Source organism: Micromonospora sp. NPDC048830 (assembly GCF_043198215.1).
GTDB lineage: Bacteria > Actinomycetota > Actinomycetes > Mycobacteriales > Micromonosporaceae > Micromonospora.
This window is the reverse complement of record NZ_JBICUP010000001.1, coordinates 130,992-146,822: the sequence shown is the minus strand read 5'-3', so window position 1 is coordinate 146,822 and position 15,831 is coordinate 130,992. Positions and strand designations below refer to the sequence as shown.

Below are 15,831 nucleotides of genomic sequence, written 5' to 3'. Positions count from 1 at the left end.
GCAATTTATGGCATCGCGGAGCCTTCCGTCCGTGGTCTCCTGGTGCGCCGTGGGGTTCCGTTGCGGAAAGCTGTTCACACGCTCCGGCATGATGCTTTTGATCACCTGACATCCGATGCCTCCTATTGGGCAGGCTTCCTCTTCGCTGATGGTTCGATCACGAGTCGTCCGGGGTACCTTCCTCAAATATCTGTTGGCCTGGCAGTGCGGGACCGGGATCACCTGGTTGCGCTGAAGGCTTTTCTTGGCTCAACGAGTAGCATCTCCGGTCCTACTGAAGGTCGCCAGGCGTGCCAATTTTCGGTGCGTTCGTCCCGGCTCGCCGATAGGCTCCTTAAGTTGGGACGATACGAAGGTGTCGTCAGTTTGGAGTTGGCGGAGTCCCGAGATTTCTGGCGGGGAGTGGTGGACGGTGACGGGTCGCTCGGGATTTACAGGGATAAGCGAGATGGACGTTACTTCTCCCAGTTCAGGCTAGTGGGATCCCAGAGGATTCTTCGACCGTTCACCGAATTCCTTGAGTCGCGGTTGGCGTGTAGGCTCTCTGTGCGACCCCACAAGACTATTTTCACGGTGGGCACCACTCGCGGATCTGCGGAGAAGATTGTGGGCCTGCTCTACGACGGGGCAACAACTGCGCTGAATCGCAAAGCGGTCGTGGCTAGGCGAATGCTTGGTCTGGCAGAGGCCAATTAGCCCGGCCTGCCCGGCCTGCCCGGCCTGCCCGGCCTGCCCGGCAGACGTGCTGGCGTGGCGGTGCTGCCTTGGGTCAAGCCGTGGCGGGACTGGTTGCGAAATGCCGCCGCAACGGCCGTTCGGGCTCATTGGTGCTCGACGTGGTTGGGTGCCGGGTCGCGGAAGTGGTCAGCTTCGCCGCCGACCTGCTGCCGGCCTTCGGCCTGCCGCCGGATGTGCCGGCCCCGAGTTAATCCGGCGGGTACGCCGAGGCGAGTCGGCGGCGGTCAGCCGATTAGCGGGAACCAGCCGGCGGCCTCGCCGAGCGCGAGCCGGTCGGAATCCGTCAGCGGCACCCGGCCGGCGGCCTTCAGCAGGAACTCGCGGTCGTCGTCCCAGTCGGCCGGGTGGACCGCGTCGTCGGGGAGCAGGCCCGCCAGGGAGGTCACCGCGACCCGGACCGACAGTTCGGCGGGCGGCGGGGCGTCCGGGAGGTCCACCACCAGGTCGAGGTGGTGCAGGAGCCAGGGGTCAGGGCGCGGCCAGGGACCACGGCCGGCGACCGGCGCGCGGGCCGGGCGAATGCTGCCCGCCCGGCGGCGCGCCGGTTCCAGACCGGCTCAGTCGAACAGTTCGCCGAGGAAGCCGTGGCGCTTCTTGCGGCGGTAGTGGCCGTGGTAGCCGTAGTGCCCGCCGTGTGCCGGCGCGGGTGCCGGCGGGTAGCCGTGCGCGGGCGGCGGGGGTGGGGGCGGCGGCACCGTGCCGTAGCCGGGCTGGTGCGGAGGGTGCGCCTGGTGCGCGGGCGGCGGAGGCGGGGGCGGCGGGTACCCGCCGGGCGCCTGGGCCGGCTGTGCCGAGGTCGGGGCGGCCGCCGCCTGCTGACGGTTCCAGTTCGCCTCCGCCTCGAACAGCTTCTCCAGTTCGCCGCGGTCGAGGAAGATCCCCCGGCACTCGCCGCACTGGTCGATGACGACTCCGCTGCGCTCGTACTGGCGCATGTCTCCGTGGCATTTGGGACAGGTGAGATGCATTACCCGAAGGTACCCGGTTCCGTCACGCGGTCGCGGAAAGCGCCTCGGTCACCTCGTCGTCGGAAACCTCGCGGAAGTCCTCGTAGTACTGGCTGACCGCGCCGAAGTCGACGGGCCGCTGGTCGCAGATCACCTCGTCGGCCTCGGCGGACAGCATCTCGAACGCCTGCTGGGAGCCGACGGGGACGGCGACCACCACCCGGCGGGCGCCGAGTTGCCGGGACACGGCGACCGCGGCGCGGGCGGTGGCACCGGTGGCCAGGCCGTCGTCGACGATGACGGCGGTGCGTCCCGTCAGCTCCAGCGGTGGTCGGCCGGCGCGGTAGAGGCGTTCGCGTCGCTCCAGTTCCGCCTGCTCGCGGCGCTGCACCTCGGCGATGTCCTCGGGTGTGAGCCGGGCGGCCACCATCTCGTTGAGCACCCGGACCCCGTTCGGGCCGAGCGCGCCGAAGGCCACCTCGGACGCCCAGGGCACGCCGAGCTTGCGTACCACCAGCACGTCGAGGGGCGTGCCGAGCCGCTCGGCGACGACCTGGGCCACCGGCACCCCACCGCGGACCAGCCCGAGCACGGTGACGTCCCGCTGCCCGGTCAGTCCCGCGAGCCGGTCGGCGAGTATCCGGCCGGCCTCGTCCCGGTTGCGGTAGATCCTCATTCCTAAGGTGTACGCCCTGCCGGCCGGCCCGCGCGGGCAGTCGGCGGGAACCGGCCCGGTCAGGGGGTGGCGGCGGACCGCCGGACGCTGCCGGTCAGGGCGGGGGCCCAGGCCAGCAGGGCGATCGGGTACAGCAGGTACCCGAAGCGGGTCGAGGGCATCAGCAGGATCGCGGCGAGCAGCCCGTACCCGCAGATCGCGGCGGTGGCGACGGCCGTGCGGGGCGGGCGGCGCAGCAGCCGGACGGCGATCCCGACGCCGGCCGCGACGAGCAGCGCGGCGGCGACCACCCGGCCGGCGGGCAGCGCGGTCGCGATCAGGTGCCCGGGAAACGGGGACTGCGCCGGGCTGGTGACCAGGCCGTGGCCGAGGGGGAAGCGCAGCACGTTCTCGACCAGCGCGTCGCGGTCGACGAGCAGGGCCGGGACGAGGGCGAGCGCCGGCACGCCGAGCGCGCCGGCGGCGAGTCGCACGGTGGACCGGCGGGTCGCCGCCCAGACGATCAGTACGAGCGCGACCGGCCAGGCGAAGAGCTTCAACGCGCCGGCGAGCCCGATCGCGAGGCCCGCCCGGCCGGGTCGGCCGGCCGCGGCGAGGGCGAGGGCCAGCAGGCACAGGGCGAGCACGGGCAGGTCGTCGCCGCCGGTGGCCAGGGTGAGGGCGCAGACCGGCAGTACGGTCGCGGCCTGCACGCCGCGCAGCACCGCCGCCGTCCCGAGTTCGCGGCCGGGCGCGGACGCGGGACGCAGGGCGCGCACGGCCAGCGCGAGGGCGACGGCGGTGCCCACCGCGAACCACACCCGCGCGTCGGTCCACCAGCCGTCCGCGAGGGCGCGGGGCAGGCCGAACAGCGCCATTCCCGGCTGGTACGGGGTGTAGCCGAGCAGCCGCTCGTCGGCGGGGAGCGCGGCGATCGCGTCGTGCCCGAGGTACGGGGTGCCGGTGTCGACCAGCCGGGCGGCGGCGTGCTCGACGACGACGACCTCCTCCTGCGCCCGGTCGGTGCGGCCGGCCGCCCGCTGCGCGCCCTGCCAGATCAGGGGCAGCAGGGCGGTGGTGGCCCAGGCGAAGCCGGTGACCGCCCAGCGGGCCGGCAGCCCGGCGAGCGTCGAGCCGGGGTCGCGGCGGCGGGCGGCAAACTGGCCGGCGACGGCGAGCGCGGCGAGGAGGTACCCGACCGCCGCGACCGCTCCCCAGGCGCGGTGCGGCAGCAGGGTCGAGGTGCCGGCGGTGACCCCGGCGAACACGGCCGAGGCGGCGTACAGGCCCAGGTCGAGGCCGAGGCCGCCGGCGGCGGCGTCCACCCGCCGCCAGCTGCCGGGCGTACGGGCGGTCCGGTCGTCGACGGCGGCGGTCACGCGGGCAAGTGTGGCAGACGCTCCCCGCGGCCCCGGCCGGACTGCCGCCGGCCGGCGGGGAGTCGGACCACCGCGCCCACGTCGTGCAGCGGGGGCGCCAGGGCACCGGGGCGTCCGTCGAAGCCGCGCCGCAGGGTGGAGAGCAGTGATCCGGCCGACACGGGGCGCCCGAACAGGTGCCCCTGTCCGGCGGCGCAGCCCAGGTCCCAGAGCGTGCGGCGCTGCGGCTCGCTCTCCACGCCCTCGGCGACCACGACGAGGCCGAGGCTGCGGCCGAGGTCGAGGGTGGACCGGATGACGGCGGCCTCGGCCGACCCCTCCATCGCCATCACGAAGCTGCGGTCGATCTTCAGTTCGTGCACGGGGATGCGGGAGAGCAGGGAGAGCGAGGAGTAGCCGGTGCCGAAGTCGTCGAGGGCCAGGCGTACGCCCTCGTCCCGCAGCCGGCTGAGCACCCGGTCGACGACGTCGAGCTGGCTGAGCGTCAGCGTCTCGGTCAGTTCGAGGACGAGCCGGTCGGGCGGCAGGTCGTGGGCGCGCAGCCGGGCCAGCACGGAACCGGGGAAGCGGGCGTCGAGCAGGCTACGTGGCGACACGTTGACCGCCACGGGCAGGTCGAAGCCGGCCTTGCGCCAGCTGCCCGCCGCGATCAGCGCCTGGTCGAGGATGGCCTCGGCGAACGCCGGGAGCAGGCCGGAGCGTTCCACCGCCTCCAGGAAGCGCAGCGGGTCGATCAGCCCGTGGACGGGGTGGCGCCACCGGGCCAGCGCCTCCGCGCCGGTGACCTCGCCGGTGCCCAGGTCGACGATGGGCTGGAAGTTGACGGTGAACTCCTGGTCGGCGACCGCGCGGGGCAGCTCCCCGCCGAGGGTCAGCCGGCCGAGGTCGCCGGTGTCCCGCGTCGGGGCGTACGTGGAGATCCGTTGGCCGGCCCTCTTCGCCTGGTACATCGCCACGTCGGCGCGGCGCAGCAGCTCGGGCATCCCGCCGCTGGTCGGGGCGACGGCGATGCCGCCGCTGGCCTCCACGCTGATCCGCATGCCGTCCAGGTCGAGCGGCTCGTGCAGGGCGGCGAGCAGCGCCTCCGCCCGGTGCGCGGCAACCGCCGGGGCGGGCAGGCCGCGCAGCAGTACGGCGAACTCGTCGCCGCCGAGGCGGGCCACCAGGTCGCCCGTCTGGGCCGCCCCGCACAGCCGGTCGGCGACCTGGGTGAGGATCCGGTCCCCGGCGGCGTGGCCGAGGGTGTCGTTGACCTCCTTGAAGTGGTTGAGGTCGACGAGCACCAGCGCGGTGATCCCGTCGGCGCGCCGGGCGTCGAGCTGCTCGCCGCCCTGCTCCAGCAGCTGTCGACGGTTGGCCAGCCCGGTCAGTGTGTCGTGGGTCGCCGCGTACGCGTGCTCCGCGGCGACGCGGGCCAGTTCGGCGTACGCCTGGGCGTTGCGGACCGCCGTGCAGAGGGCCGAGGCGAAGGTACGCAGGGTGTACTGCTCCCGCTCGGAGAGCTGGACCGGACCCCGGAAACGCAACCGGAGCACGCCGAGGTCGACGCTGCGGTCGTGCCCCTCCAGGCGTACCTCGATCACCGACCCGTCCACCTCGCTGGTCCGCTCGGCCGGCCCGTCGTAGGTGAGCGCGCCGGCGGCGCCGCGGACCGTCCGGTCACCCTCGCGGAGCGCGATCTCGACCTCGTCGGCGGAGAAGAGTTCGGCGGCCTGGGTGACGGCGGTGGTGAGGACCTTGTCGAGGTCGACGACGTTGAGCGCGTCCGTGGTGCGCGCCAGCCGCTGCCACGCGTTCCGTTCCGCGCGGCTGCGGACCCGGCTGGAGTACGCGAGATGCAGGCTCAACACCAGTGGCGGCACGACGATGAGGAAGCTGAGGTTGTGGTTGAGGATCAGCAGGGTGCAGACGATCACCAGGAACCTGGCGATGGCACTCGCGATGCGAAGGTCGTAGTGCTCGGTGAAGAGCGCCCGTATCTGGGTCCGGGTGGCGAGGGCGATGACCGGGAAGGTCAGCGCCTCGTCCAGCACCACGAGGACCAGGTACGCCGCGACGAGGGTCGGCACGGCGCGGTGGAGGGGGCCGGTCATCGGCCAGGACCAGCCGGCCAACAGCAGCACGAGCCCGCCGGCCGCGGCGGTGACGGTGTCCTTCGCCACGCCGAACGCGAGCTTGATGGGTGTCACCCGGACGATCGCGCGGGCTATGCCGACACCGAGGCCGGTCGCGAGGATCACCCAGGGCACGGGCGCCACGGCGAGCCCGATGACCGCGGCGACCTCCGTCCAGGAGATGCCGTGGGTCGTGGCCCGGATACGTACCCGGACGTTGACCGTCGCTCCCACGGCGACGAGGAAGGTGACCGTCGCCGCAGTGGCGAGATCGTGTGCGGTCGGTGCGCCTACGAGCCGGAGGAAATGAAGGCTGAGAAGGATCGCCACCGCGGCGGTGAACACGACGAGACCGACAAGCAGCACCAGCCGCCGATCGGTCTCACTGTCGTTGTTGACGGTCCGGGTCACGTCTCATCCTCTGCCGCAGGCGATTTCTGGCAGTGCGTGTCTCGGACTTTACGGCCGGTCAGGTCGCGGGTGAAGGACCCGATCAGAGCCAGTCGTGAGCCTTCATGGCTGCCACCTTCCGTCTGAGAATCGCCGAGGTCGGCGCCCGCCCGGGCCTGGCCGACGAGCAGATGTTATGCCCTTTCAGCCGTGTTCGGGGTATTCCATGTCCATATGCGCAGTATGCGGCAAGACCAGGCTGCCCTGTTACTCAGAGTTCCGGTGCGAAAACTCAATGCCCAACCCGTGTGGGTTCCAGCTTCGATTATCGGAGTGTGGCCGGGGTGTCTCTCCAGTAAGGGCGTCGGGTAACTGCCGCGGTGGCGGCGGGCTCCCGGGTCTTGCCGGCCCTAACGGAGCGGAGAATTGTCATAGATTCTTGTTAGTGTCTCTTGCTGGCCCTCGTCTCGGTCGCGCTTTTCGTAATACTTTGCTCGGTTTTGTCTCGGCATATCGGTGTGCCCCTGATTCGCGGGCAATTCCTATAGAATTCGACGTTGTTTCGTCTTCGTGAGCCTTTCCCACAAGGAGGAACGGGTGGTGCGGGTTCGGCTCCTGGGCGCCCTGGATCGCTGTGGACCGACCAGGCTCGGGTTGGGGACGCCCAAGCAGCAGGTGGTGCTGGCGATGCTCGCCACGGCGCCGGGCCGCCTGGTGTCCCGGGCGGCGATGATCGACGAGATCTGGTCCGACTCCCCGTCCCCTCCGCAGTGGCCAACGTGCGCACCTACGCCGCCAACCTGCGTCGCACCTTCGACGCGACCGACCGAGGTCGTGGCCTCATCTCCCGTGAAGGGCACGGGTACCGGCTGCGGTTGGAGGAGGACCGGATCGACATCTTCCGCTTCCTCCGAGAGTGCCGCCGAGCGCGCGAGCGGGTGGCGGCGGGCGACTTCGGCCAGGCCGAGGAGACCCTGGTGGTACGAACGCTGCTACCGATGTAGTAGTTCCGGTACGGGACGAGTCCATAACGTCAGGTCACATAGGTCGCCGCCGCAAGCCGGTGGCAACCAATACGGTCGCCCTGGCCAGACCGACGCCGGATCGACCGTCCGCCAGATTGACGCTCTGGATTCGAGGCCGCGGGCTCACCGGGCGGGAACAGCAGCAGGCTGTCAGGGCGCTCCGCAGGTGGGGTGTCGTCTGACCCGAGACGCGATGGGGCACCCCATGTGGGTGCCCCACCTGCTTCTCGGGCGTATCGTTGTCGATGGCGGCGCCGCCGGTTGTAGCGGCCGGCGGCCCACCACCCAGACCGCTACCTGGGAAGGACGCACCGTGGCCGTGAGCGCCCTTGGCCGTCAGGTGCGCGTACAGCGCACCAGACGGCAGATGACACAGACCGCCCTCGCCTCCGCCGCCGAAGTCAGCGTCGACCTGATCCGCAAGATCGAGCAGGGGCAGCGCCAACGCGTCGGCCTGGACTCGGTCGCCCGCCTCGCTGCCGCCTTGGACGTCACCATGGCGGACCTGCTCGACAAGCCGCGCGGCCTGGCCGGCGGGGCCGAAGACGGCGAACTCGGTGCGCTCCGGCGGGCCGTGCTCGGCCTCACCCCGCTGATGGTGGAACCGCCCGCCCTCGACGCGATGCAGGCTGCCGTCGCGGACCTGTGGGGTGCCTACTGGGCTGGTAGGTACGCCCACCTCGCGCGGCAGCTACCCGACCGGATCAACCAGGCGCGGGCCCTGGCCGGTTCGGCGGCGTCCCGCGACCAGGCGGTGACATCCACGCTGCTGGCCGAGGTGATGCAGTTGTCCGGGAGCCTGCTCGCCCACCTCGCCAATGAGGATCTTGCCCACCTCGCGCTGACCGCCGCCGACCGTGCCTCCGAGGCGGCCGGCGACATGCTGCTACATGCCTCCGTGCAGGCGGCGCGGGCGTGGGTGCTGTCCCGGCAGGGTCTGTGGGCGGAGTCGGAACACGTGGCCACGTCCACGGCGGACGCCATCGAACCCCGGCTGTCCCAGGCCAGCGCGGACCAGGTTGCCGTGTGGGGTGAGCTGCTGCGCTACGGGTGCACGGCGGTGGCGCGGTCGGGCCGGCACGCCGACGCCCGGGATCTGCTGGGCCTGGTGCAGGCCGCCGCCGCGCGGCTCGGTAGCGACCGGGCGACCCGGTACGCGGCGGGGTTCGGGCCGACAGTGGCCGCCATGAAGGCCGTCGACGTGGCGGTGACGGCGGACCGCCCGCGTACGGCGATCCGGCTCGCTGAGCGGGTCGAACACCCGGACCGGGTGCCCACGGCGATGCACGCCCGCTACCTGCTGGGCGTGGCCTGGGCGCAGACCGCCGACTGGCGCAGTCAAGACGCCGTGGACACGCTGCGACGTGTGGACCGTCTCGCACCCGAGGTGCTGGATCACCAGACACTGGCGCGGGTATGTGTGGAGGAACTGCTGCCGCGCCGGTCCCGGCAGCGTCTGCCTGGATTGGTCGCCCTCGCTGACCGGGTGGGCGTGTCCAGGTAGGACACCACATCCCACCCGGCTATCTGAGATGCCGCCTGAGTAGGACAGCGCGCCCCACCCGCAGGTGTGCCCGCCTAGTTACGTTCCGTTGTGGCGGATCGGCCCGGCCCCCGTCTGGGCCGATCCGCCACCGGGTGGCGGCGGCGGTGAATCCCATTCCTGCGATGTGTGCGAGCTGCCGTCGCCGCCCCTTCCGCGAACGAGGGAGGCGACACGGTGGGGTTCTGGTCCAAGCTGCGGGACATCGTGCGGTGGCTGCTGCGGCGGTCCGACCCGCCCCCGCCGCCCGGCACCGGCCAACGCCACCAGGCCGTCGAGCAGGCCGCGGCGCAGCAGCGGATCCTCAACCAGGCCGAGCGGCTACGCAACAGCCGCTGGTACTGCGAGCCGACGCAGATCATGCCGAACGTGCCGATGACCTTCGGCCAGCGCACCGGCTACGGCACAAGGGGTGAGCGGTGAGCCGCGTCGGCGAGAGCTGTCGTGCTCGTTCGCGTGGTTCCCGTGCCCGCAAGCTCGCTGGGCGCAGCGGGTGCTCGCGGCAGACGGGGGTGACGCGCTGTGAAGGCCATTAGCGCCACCGTGTTGACCGTCGCAAGCGTCCCGCGCCAGCGCATCTACGACGCATTGCTCGCCGAGCCGGCGCGGGACTGGACGGTCAGTCAACTTGCCTCGCTGCTGCCAGAGGTGTCGGTGGAGGCCGTACGCACGACCCTGCATCTCCTGCTCGGCGACGGGCTGATGGAGATCGTGCCGCGCGCACGCGCGCTGACGGTTCGGTTGACCGACGACGGCCGGGCCACCGTTGCCGAGATCCGGTCGCGGTGGGCCGCGCAGGCACCGCCCGGCAAGCGAGGTGCGTGATGGTGACGGCAACCGCGCGGGCATTGGTGAACGGCACCGCCTTGCAGGGCGCGGAGGCTGCACGTCGCGCGATCGCTGCGCATCTGCGCTCCGATCGCGGCGGCCGGTGCCTCGCGTGCGGCGAGATGGAGCCGTGCAGCCAGCGCAACATCGCGCACGTGGCGCTGTTCGGCCACGACCGGCAGCTTCCCCGAAGGCAGCCCCTTCAACTGATCGGCCCCAACGGTGACTTCACCACCGCCGACAGCACACCGTTCCATGCGTTCGGTGCGCCCCGGCGGCCGAAAGGCTTCCGGCCGTTGACGCCCCTGCAAGGCGGCCGGATGGTTGCCCGCGCGGAGCTACACACCGCGCGGGCAACCCAACACACCGCTCACCGGACGGAAGGAGGTGACCCCGACCGTGACCCCACCGCAGGAGCCGATTCGACAGACCGACGATGACCAGCCCGCCACCTGCGACGCCGACAAGCAGCCCACCGACGACTGACAGTCGACGCCGCCAGCGTCGGCGGTAGGAAGGACCACCCCGATGAGAACGTCAACCCTGCCCAGGGTGGTTGCTCCGCTGTTCTCGCCCACGGCGCTCTTGCCGATGGGTGAGCCCGGCGGCGTGGCCTACCCGATGATCCACACCCCGGGCGCCCTGCGCCCGTATGCGGCGAGCCTGGCCGTGCCGATGCCACTTCAAGGCAAGCACCACACCACCTCCACCTCCCCGCGGACCTCCATGGCGACCGAGAGGTCCTCAGACGGCAAGGTGACCCGCGACAACCAGACCGACACCGGCTCGGACAGCTAGGAAGCGGGGGCGACGGCCGTGAACACCAAAGACACGATCCTGGTCCTGACCAGCGCCGACGACCCGACAGCCGACGCTGTGACGGCTGCGTTGGCGCAGGCCGGTGGCAAGGTCGCGCGATTTGATACCTGTGACTTCCCGATGGAGCTGCGGTTGTCGGCAACAACCACGGCGGAAGGCGGCTGGGCCGGCATGTTGAGCGGCGCTGCGGACACGCTCGATCTGGAGCGGGTGCGCTCGGTGTTCTACTGGCGGCCGACCAGGTTTCGGCTGCCTGCCGGGATGTCACCGGCCGATGAGGTGTTCGCGGCCGTCGAGGCCCGCCACGGTTTCGGTGGCCTGCTCGCCAGCCTGGATGCGCTGTGGGTCAACGACCCGGTCAAGTCCGCCGCCGCCGAATACAAGCCGCTGCAACTGGCGGTCGCCACCCGGTGCGGGCTTGCGGTGCCGCGTACCCTGCTGAGCAACGTCGCCGCCGACGTGGCCGCGTTCGCCGAGAAGGTCGGCGGGCCGGTTGTGTGCAAGCCGCTGTCGTCGCTGGTGTTCACCGAGGACGGCCAGCAGCCGACCAAGTGCTACACCACGATCATCGACCCCGCCGACGTGCACCCCGAGGCGTTTGCGGCGACCGCGCACCTGGTGCAGGAGTACGTGCCCAAGGCATTCGAGGCACGGGTGACCGTGGTCGGCACGCTGCCGATCGCGGTCGCGATCCGATCCAGCTCACAGGCCGGGCAGGTGGACTGGCGGGCCGACTACGACTCGCTGACCTACGAGCACATCGACGTACCCGACGCCGTCGCCACCGGGATCCGCCGCTTCCTGATCCGGCTGGGGCTGAGCTACGGCGCGTTCGACTTCGTTATCAACCCCGAGGGCCGATGGGTCATGCTCGAATGCAACCCGGCAGGTCAGTGGCTGTGGCTGGAACACGAGACCGGCGCGCCGATCGCTGCCGTACTGGCCGACCTGCTGATGAAGGGAACCTGGGCATGAGTGCCTGGCAGGAGCACGCGGACGCGCTGGTCAAGGAGCTGACCCGTAAGGCGGTCCTGGCTCCGAGTTGGCGGGAGGCGTTCGCCACGACACCCCGGCACATGTTTGTGCCCCACTTCTTCGACAACGACCAGCGTGTCAGCACCGGCACGCCCAAGGGCTTAGCGGTCGTATACGCCGATGACTCGCTGGTCACCCAGATCGCTCCACACCCCGGCGGAGGCTTCTACTGGCCGACCAGTTCCTCGACCCGCCCGAGCCTGATGGCCCAGATGCTCACCCTGCTCGACGTCACGGACGGAATGCGGGTGCTGGAGATCGGTACCGGCACCGGGTACAACGCCGCTCTGCTGTGCCACCGCCTCGGCGAGGCGAACGTGACCAGCATCGACATCGACCCGACGCTCGTCGAGACCGCACGAGCTCGGCTGGCCGGGCTCGGCTTCCGCCCGCAGCTCGTAGCCGGCGACGGAGCGGCCGGAGTCCCCGGCCGAGCCCCGTTCGACCGGATCATCGCCACCGCTGGTGTCTCGGCCATCCCGCCCGCCTGGATCACCCAGCTCGCGCCCGCCGGGAAGATCGTCGCCGACATCCGAGGTGAACTCACCTCCACCCTGCTGGTGGCCGAGAAGACCGGCCCGCACCAGGTCCGAGGGCGTTTCCACGACATCCCCGGTCACTTCATGTGGCTGCGCGCCCGCGCTGACCACCCGCTACGCGACGGTAGCGACCCGGCCGCCAGGTTCGACTTCACCAACCCGACGCAGAGCACCACCGACATCCCCGCCGATGCCTTCGAGGAACGCGAGCTGCTGTTCCTGCTGCAACTGGCCGTGCCGGGCCTAGGACCGATCAGCAAGCACCTGCCCGACGGCGGCGAAGGCATCTTCCTGCACAGCGAAAACGACTACTCCTGGGTGCAGTACCGGCCTGGACCCGACAAGGCCACCGTCACCTACGGCGGACCCCGAGCCCTGTGGCCCGCCATCGAAGACACCTGGCAACGCTGGAACCGGTGGCAGCTTCCCAGCATCCGCCGCTTCGGCATCACCGCCTACGACGACGGACGCCACCGCATCTGGCTCGACCAGGAATACGCCGTGATCCTCACCAGCGGCGACAGCGAACCAGTCGCGTAACCCGAACCTCGCGCACCGCGGACCTGGCGGCGCTCGACCATCTCACCGTTCCGACCGTACGACCGCCGGGGCGGCCTTCGAGTTCCGGCCCGCGTGACACCGCTCGCGCCCGGCACACCCACTAGACCCCGGGCGGGCGGGTTGAGGCGTGAGGGTCGCACGTCTTCGTATTCACTCGTTCTGCCCCACCTCGCAGGGACAAGCACAGACCAAGTTTGGACTTACAACGTGGCCTATCAACCGGGACCGAACGACCTGCTCCGCGCAGCGAGGCAGGCGCTGCGGTCCCCCTCCGGATCAGGTCGGCCAATGTCGCGGCAGGAATTGGCCGAGGCGGTCAACTCCTACCTCCACGAGCACGCGGGGCGGCGGTTCGCCATCCACGCCGGCTACATCGGCACACTGGAGCGCGGACAGACGAGATGGCCGTCCGCGCACTACCGCACCGCGCTCCGCGCGGTGTTGGGCAAGGCCACCGACGCCGAACTCGGCTTCTTCATCATCCAGGGCCACACCAACGATCCCGACGTCGCACCGGTCGAGCCACCCCCACCTGCGGAACTGTCCCAGGCTGCGTCGCCTGACCTCCACGCGCCAACACCGCCGGCCGCCGCCCTTCGACTGACCGTCACGCCCGAGGTGACGAACGGGGGGCCGCTCGCGCCTGCCGAGACGGCGGTGGTGCAGGTGAGTGTGCACGGGGCGGCGGTCACGGTGGTCTGCCACGACGTCGCGCCGCCTGGCCGGGTCGCGGTCGTGGCCGGGCCGGTCCGGGTGCTGATCGATCCCGGTGATGCCGATCCCGTCAGCCTTACCCGGCCCGTGGTCACTGGGCCGATGGCCATCGGTGGAGCGCGGGTGTACCCGATCGAACAGAGGCGGAACCAGCAATGATCCGTACGCAGCCCTCACGGCCGGGGACGATGGCACGGCAGGGGCCTGCGGTGTCGCGCCGTCCCGGCGTGGCAGGCGGAATCACCCCTGGTCAAGTGGCCGACGCGCGCAAAGATCTCGGCCGGCAACTGGCCCAGTGGCGTGCCAGCGCCGGGCTGAGACAGGTCGATCTTGCCAAGCTCATCTGCTACTCCCGAAGCCAGATCGCCAACGTCGAAGTCGGCCGGGACAACACCACCCGCCTCTTCTGGCATAACGCGGACGCGGCCCTCGGCGCACACGGAGCCCTGCTGGCCATGTTCGACCACGTGCACGCGCTCGTGCGGGACTTCCACGCACAAGAAGTTCACGCACCCGACCAGGAACGCCAGCAAGCCGCGACACCACCGGCCCCGCTCACGTCTCCAGTGACTGCCTGTCCGGTGCCGTGCAGGTGCGGGCCGACGGTCGTCGGCCGGTGGACCGGACGGGAGGTCCGCGCGTTACGCGAAGCGTTACGGATGAGCGTGCGCGCGTTCGCCGAGTACCTCGGCGTGACCATGGCGACCGCCTCCGGCTGAGATCGGGAGCGGACCGGGCACGGTTACGGTGAGCCCGAGTTACGCAATCACCTCGGGGTGGCCTATCGGGGCATGGGGAGGTTGTCGGAGTCGAGGCGCCAGCACGAGTTGGCGCTGGAACTCGCCCGGGACTACGGGGAGCCGCACGCCCAGTGTGGCGCCCTGAACCACCTCGGCCTGACCCTCGCCGCCTGGGTGACCAGGCGGAGGCGGTCACGATGCACCGGCGGGCGCTGGAATTGGCCACCCGCGTCGCCCACCCCTACGAGCAGGGCCGGGCACTCGCCGCCCTGGCCGACCACCTCGCCGGGGACGACCCCGACGAGGCCCGCCGGTACCGCCGGCGCGCTCTGGCGATCTTCGAGCGGATGGGCGTACCCGAGCGCTTCGAGATGCGGATCCGGCTGGCGGAGCCGGCGGCAGACGCCGAGGAGGGCGGGCAGTCCGGCGGGTGAGCAGGGAAGACGCGACTTATCGATTTCTTATCGCCGCGCTTTGTAGCGTCCCTCCCCGTCGACCGTACGGGGGTGGTTCTGGCCGGGGCAGGACCGGGTCGACGACAGCGCCCGCCGTCGAGGGTCCCAGCGGCCGGCGGCGGGTCGACAGGGAAGGGGCGGCACCCGGGAAGCCGTGGTCGCGTCGCACCACGGCCACCTGGTCCGGGTGCCGCCCCGCACCCTTTGCATGCCTCGCACCTCCGCTCGCCGCAGGGCATCTCCGGGGCGCCGCAGGGCATCTCCGGGCCGCTGTCGTCGCCCCTGCCGGACGGCCGCGACCGGCGCGGCCGGGCGGCCGGGCGGACACCGGTAACCGGTGGGCGTCGTACCCGGACGATAGGCTCGCCGCCGTGACCGAACCCGCGCAGCTCACCCACGTCGACGCGGCCGGTGCCGCCCGCATGGTCGACGTCTCCGCCAAGGAGGTCTCCGGTCGGCTAGCGGTGGCCGCCGGCCGCCTGCGTACCACGCCGGAGGTGATCGACCTGCTCCGGCGGGACGGGCTGCCCAAGGGTGACGCGCTCGCCGTCGGTCGGCTCGCCGGCATAATGGGTGCGAAGCGCACCCCGGACCTGATCCCGCTCTGCCACCCGATCGCGTTGCACGGGGTCGCCGTCGACCTGGCGTTGACCGAGGACACCGTCGAGATCACCGCCACGGCGCGCACCGCCGATCGGACCGGGGTGGAGATGGAGGCCCTCACCGCCGTCGCGGTCGCCGGGCTCGCCCTGGTCGACATGGTCAAGGCGGTGGACCCGGCGGCGTCGGTCGACGCGGTACGGGTGCTCCGCAAGGAGGGCGGCAAGACCGGCCGGTGGCTGCGGCCGGAGGATCGGCCGTGATCCGCGCCCGGGTGGTGGTCGCCTCCAACCGCGCCGCCGCCGGCGTCTACGCCGACACGAGCGGCCCGCTGCTGGTCGCCGGGCTGCGTGAGCTGGGCTGCCAGGTGGAGGAGCCGGTGGTGGTGCCCGACGGCGAGCCGGTCGCGGCGGCGCTGCGGGCCGCCCGGGCCGACGGGATCGACGTGGTGCTGACCAGCGGCGGGACGGGGATCACCCCCACCGACCGGACCCCGGATGTGACGCGCGGGCTGCTGGACTACGAGATTCCCGGCATCGCCGAGGCGATCCGGGCGTACAGCCGGGACAGGGTGCCCGCCGCGGCGCTCTCCCGGGGCGTCGCCGGGGTGGTCGGCCGGATGCTGGTGGTCAACCTGCCCGGCTCGACCGGCGGGGCCCGCGACGGGCTCGCCGTGCTCGGGCCGATCCTGACCCACGCCGTCGACCAGCTGCGTGGCGGAGACCACTGAACCGGCAGGGCGGGCCGTC

19 protein-coding genes are annotated in these 15,831 nt (G+C 71.5%); 14 read left to right on the top strand and 5 right to left on the bottom strand.

The window, feature by feature from the left end; genetic code table 11:
- Positions 1-776: 776 nt before the first annotated feature.
- Positions 777-929 carry a hypothetical protein gene (locus ACGFIZ_RS00720; protein WP_393414072.1) on the top strand — a complete coding sequence of 51 codons (153 nt, stop codon included), beginning with the start codon at positions 777-779 and terminating at the stop codon, positions 927-929.
- Positions 930-962: 33 nt separating this feature from the next.
- Here the strand turns inward: ACGFIZ_RS00720 and ACGFIZ_RS00715 are convergent, their stop codons facing one another.
- The 5 genes from ACGFIZ_RS00715 to ACGFIZ_RS00695 all read right to left on the bottom strand — a co-directional run bounded on the left by ACGFIZ_RS00715 (position 963) and on the right by ACGFIZ_RS00695 (position 6,244).
- A complete protein-coding gene (locus ACGFIZ_RS00715; RefSeq protein WP_393414069.1) occupies positions 963-1,178 on the bottom strand; it encodes a hypothetical protein in 216 nt (71 codons plus the stop codon).
- A gap of 117 nt (positions 1,179-1,295) precedes the next feature.
- Complete coding sequence (locus ACGFIZ_RS00710) at positions 1,296-1,706, bottom strand: zf-TFIIB domain-containing protein (RefSeq protein WP_393414066.1); 411 nt, start codon at positions 1,704-1,706, stop codon at positions 1,296-1,298.
- 22 nt (positions 1,707-1,728) lie between these two features.
- Entirely contained in the window at positions 1,729-2,361 is a 633-nt protein-coding gene (locus ACGFIZ_RS00705; RefSeq protein WP_393414063.1) for a phosphoribosyltransferase, read from the bottom strand.
- Positions 2,362-2,420: 59 nt separating this feature from the next.
- Positions 2,421-3,719, bottom strand: a complete 1,299-nt coding sequence (locus tag ACGFIZ_RS00700; protein ID WP_393414060.1) for a glycosyltransferase 87 family protein — start codon at positions 3,717-3,719, stop codon at positions 2,421-2,423.
- Entirely contained in the window at positions 3,716-6,244 is a 2,529-nt protein-coding gene (locus tag ACGFIZ_RS00695) for a putative bifunctional diguanylate cyclase/phosphodiesterase (protein WP_393414057.1), read from the bottom strand. The genes ACGFIZ_RS00700 and ACGFIZ_RS00695 overlap by 4 nt, the downstream gene beginning before the upstream one ends.
- 758 nt (positions 6,245-7,002) lie before the next feature.
- Between ACGFIZ_RS00695 and ACGFIZ_RS00690 the strand changes: the two genes are divergently transcribed.
- From ACGFIZ_RS00690 to ACGFIZ_RS00630, 13 genes are all read left to right on the top strand, one after another.
- Entirely contained in the window at positions 7,003-7,227 is a 225-nt protein-coding gene (locus ACGFIZ_RS00690; protein ID WP_393414054.1) for a hypothetical protein, read from the top strand.
- Between the two features lie 214 nt (positions 7,228-7,441).
- Complete coding sequence (locus ACGFIZ_RS00685) at positions 7,442-8,752, top strand: helix-turn-helix domain-containing protein (protein WP_393414051.1); 1,311 nt, start codon at positions 7,442-7,444, stop codon at positions 8,750-8,752.
- Positions 8,753-8,968: 216 nt separating this feature from the next.
- Positions 8,969-9,214, top strand: coding sequence for a hypothetical protein (locus tag ACGFIZ_RS00680; RefSeq protein ID WP_393414048.1), 246 nt, complete (start codon positions 8,969-8,971; stop codon positions 9,212-9,214).
- Positions 9,215-9,313: 99 nt separating this feature from the next.
- Positions 9,314-9,616 (top strand): hypothetical protein, encoded by a 303-nt coding sequence (locus tag ACGFIZ_RS00675; protein WP_393414045.1) that lies wholly within the window; start codon positions 9,314-9,316, stop codon positions 9,614-9,616.
- Positions 9,616-10,059 (top strand): hypothetical protein, encoded by a 444-nt coding sequence (locus ACGFIZ_RS00670; protein ID WP_393414042.1) that lies wholly within the window; start codon positions 9,616-9,618, stop codon positions 10,057-10,059. The genes ACGFIZ_RS00675 and ACGFIZ_RS00670 overlap by 1 nt, the downstream gene beginning before the upstream one ends.
- Positions 10,060-10,147: 88 nt before the next feature.
- The gene (locus ACGFIZ_RS00665; protein WP_393414039.1) at positions 10,148-10,417 is read left to right on the top strand and encodes a hypothetical protein; all 270 of its coding nucleotides are present in this window, start codon (positions 10,148-10,150) and stop codon (positions 10,415-10,417) included.
- A gap of 18 nt (positions 10,418-10,435) precedes the next feature.
- On the top strand, positions 10,436-11,413 hold the full coding sequence (gene tgmB / locus ACGFIZ_RS00660) for an ATP-grasp ribosomal peptide maturase (protein WP_393414036.1): 978 nt from the start codon (positions 10,436-10,438) through the stop codon (positions 11,411-11,413).
- Positions 11,410-12,552: a methyltransferase domain-containing protein gene (locus ACGFIZ_RS00655; protein ID WP_393414033.1), complete on the top strand. Its 1,143-nt coding sequence runs from the start codon at positions 11,410-11,412 to the stop codon at positions 12,550-12,552. Before tgmB ends, ACGFIZ_RS00655 begins: the two co-directional genes overlap by 4 nt.
- A 324-nt stretch (positions 12,553-12,876) precedes the next feature.
- Positions 12,877-13,446, top strand: a complete 570-nt coding sequence (locus ACGFIZ_RS00650; RefSeq protein ID WP_393414030.1) for a hypothetical protein — start codon at positions 12,877-12,879, stop codon at positions 13,444-13,446.
- Between the two features lie 95 nt (positions 13,447-13,541).
- Positions 13,542-14,006, top strand: a complete 465-nt coding sequence (locus tag ACGFIZ_RS00645; RefSeq protein ID WP_393414027.1) for a helix-turn-helix domain-containing protein — start codon at positions 13,542-13,544, stop codon at positions 14,004-14,006.
- A 218-nt stretch (positions 14,007-14,224) separates the two neighbouring features.
- Positions 14,225-14,461 carry a hypothetical protein gene (locus ACGFIZ_RS00640; RefSeq protein WP_393414024.1) on the top strand — a complete coding sequence of 79 codons (237 nt, stop codon included), beginning with the start codon at positions 14,225-14,227 and terminating at the stop codon, positions 14,459-14,461.
- Between the two features lie 392 nt (positions 14,462-14,853).
- Positions 14,854-15,345, top strand: coding sequence for a cyclic pyranopterin monophosphate synthase MoaC (gene moaC / locus ACGFIZ_RS00635; protein ID WP_393414022.1), 492 nt, complete (start codon positions 14,854-14,856; stop codon positions 15,343-15,345).
- Positions 15,342-15,812 carry a molybdenum cofactor biosynthesis protein B gene (locus ACGFIZ_RS00630; RefSeq protein WP_393414019.1) on the top strand — a complete coding sequence of 157 codons (471 nt, stop codon included), beginning with the start codon at positions 15,342-15,344 and terminating at the stop codon, positions 15,810-15,812. The genes moaC and ACGFIZ_RS00630 overlap by 4 nt, the downstream gene beginning before the upstream one ends.
- Positions 15,813-15,831: the final 19 nt, after the last annotated feature.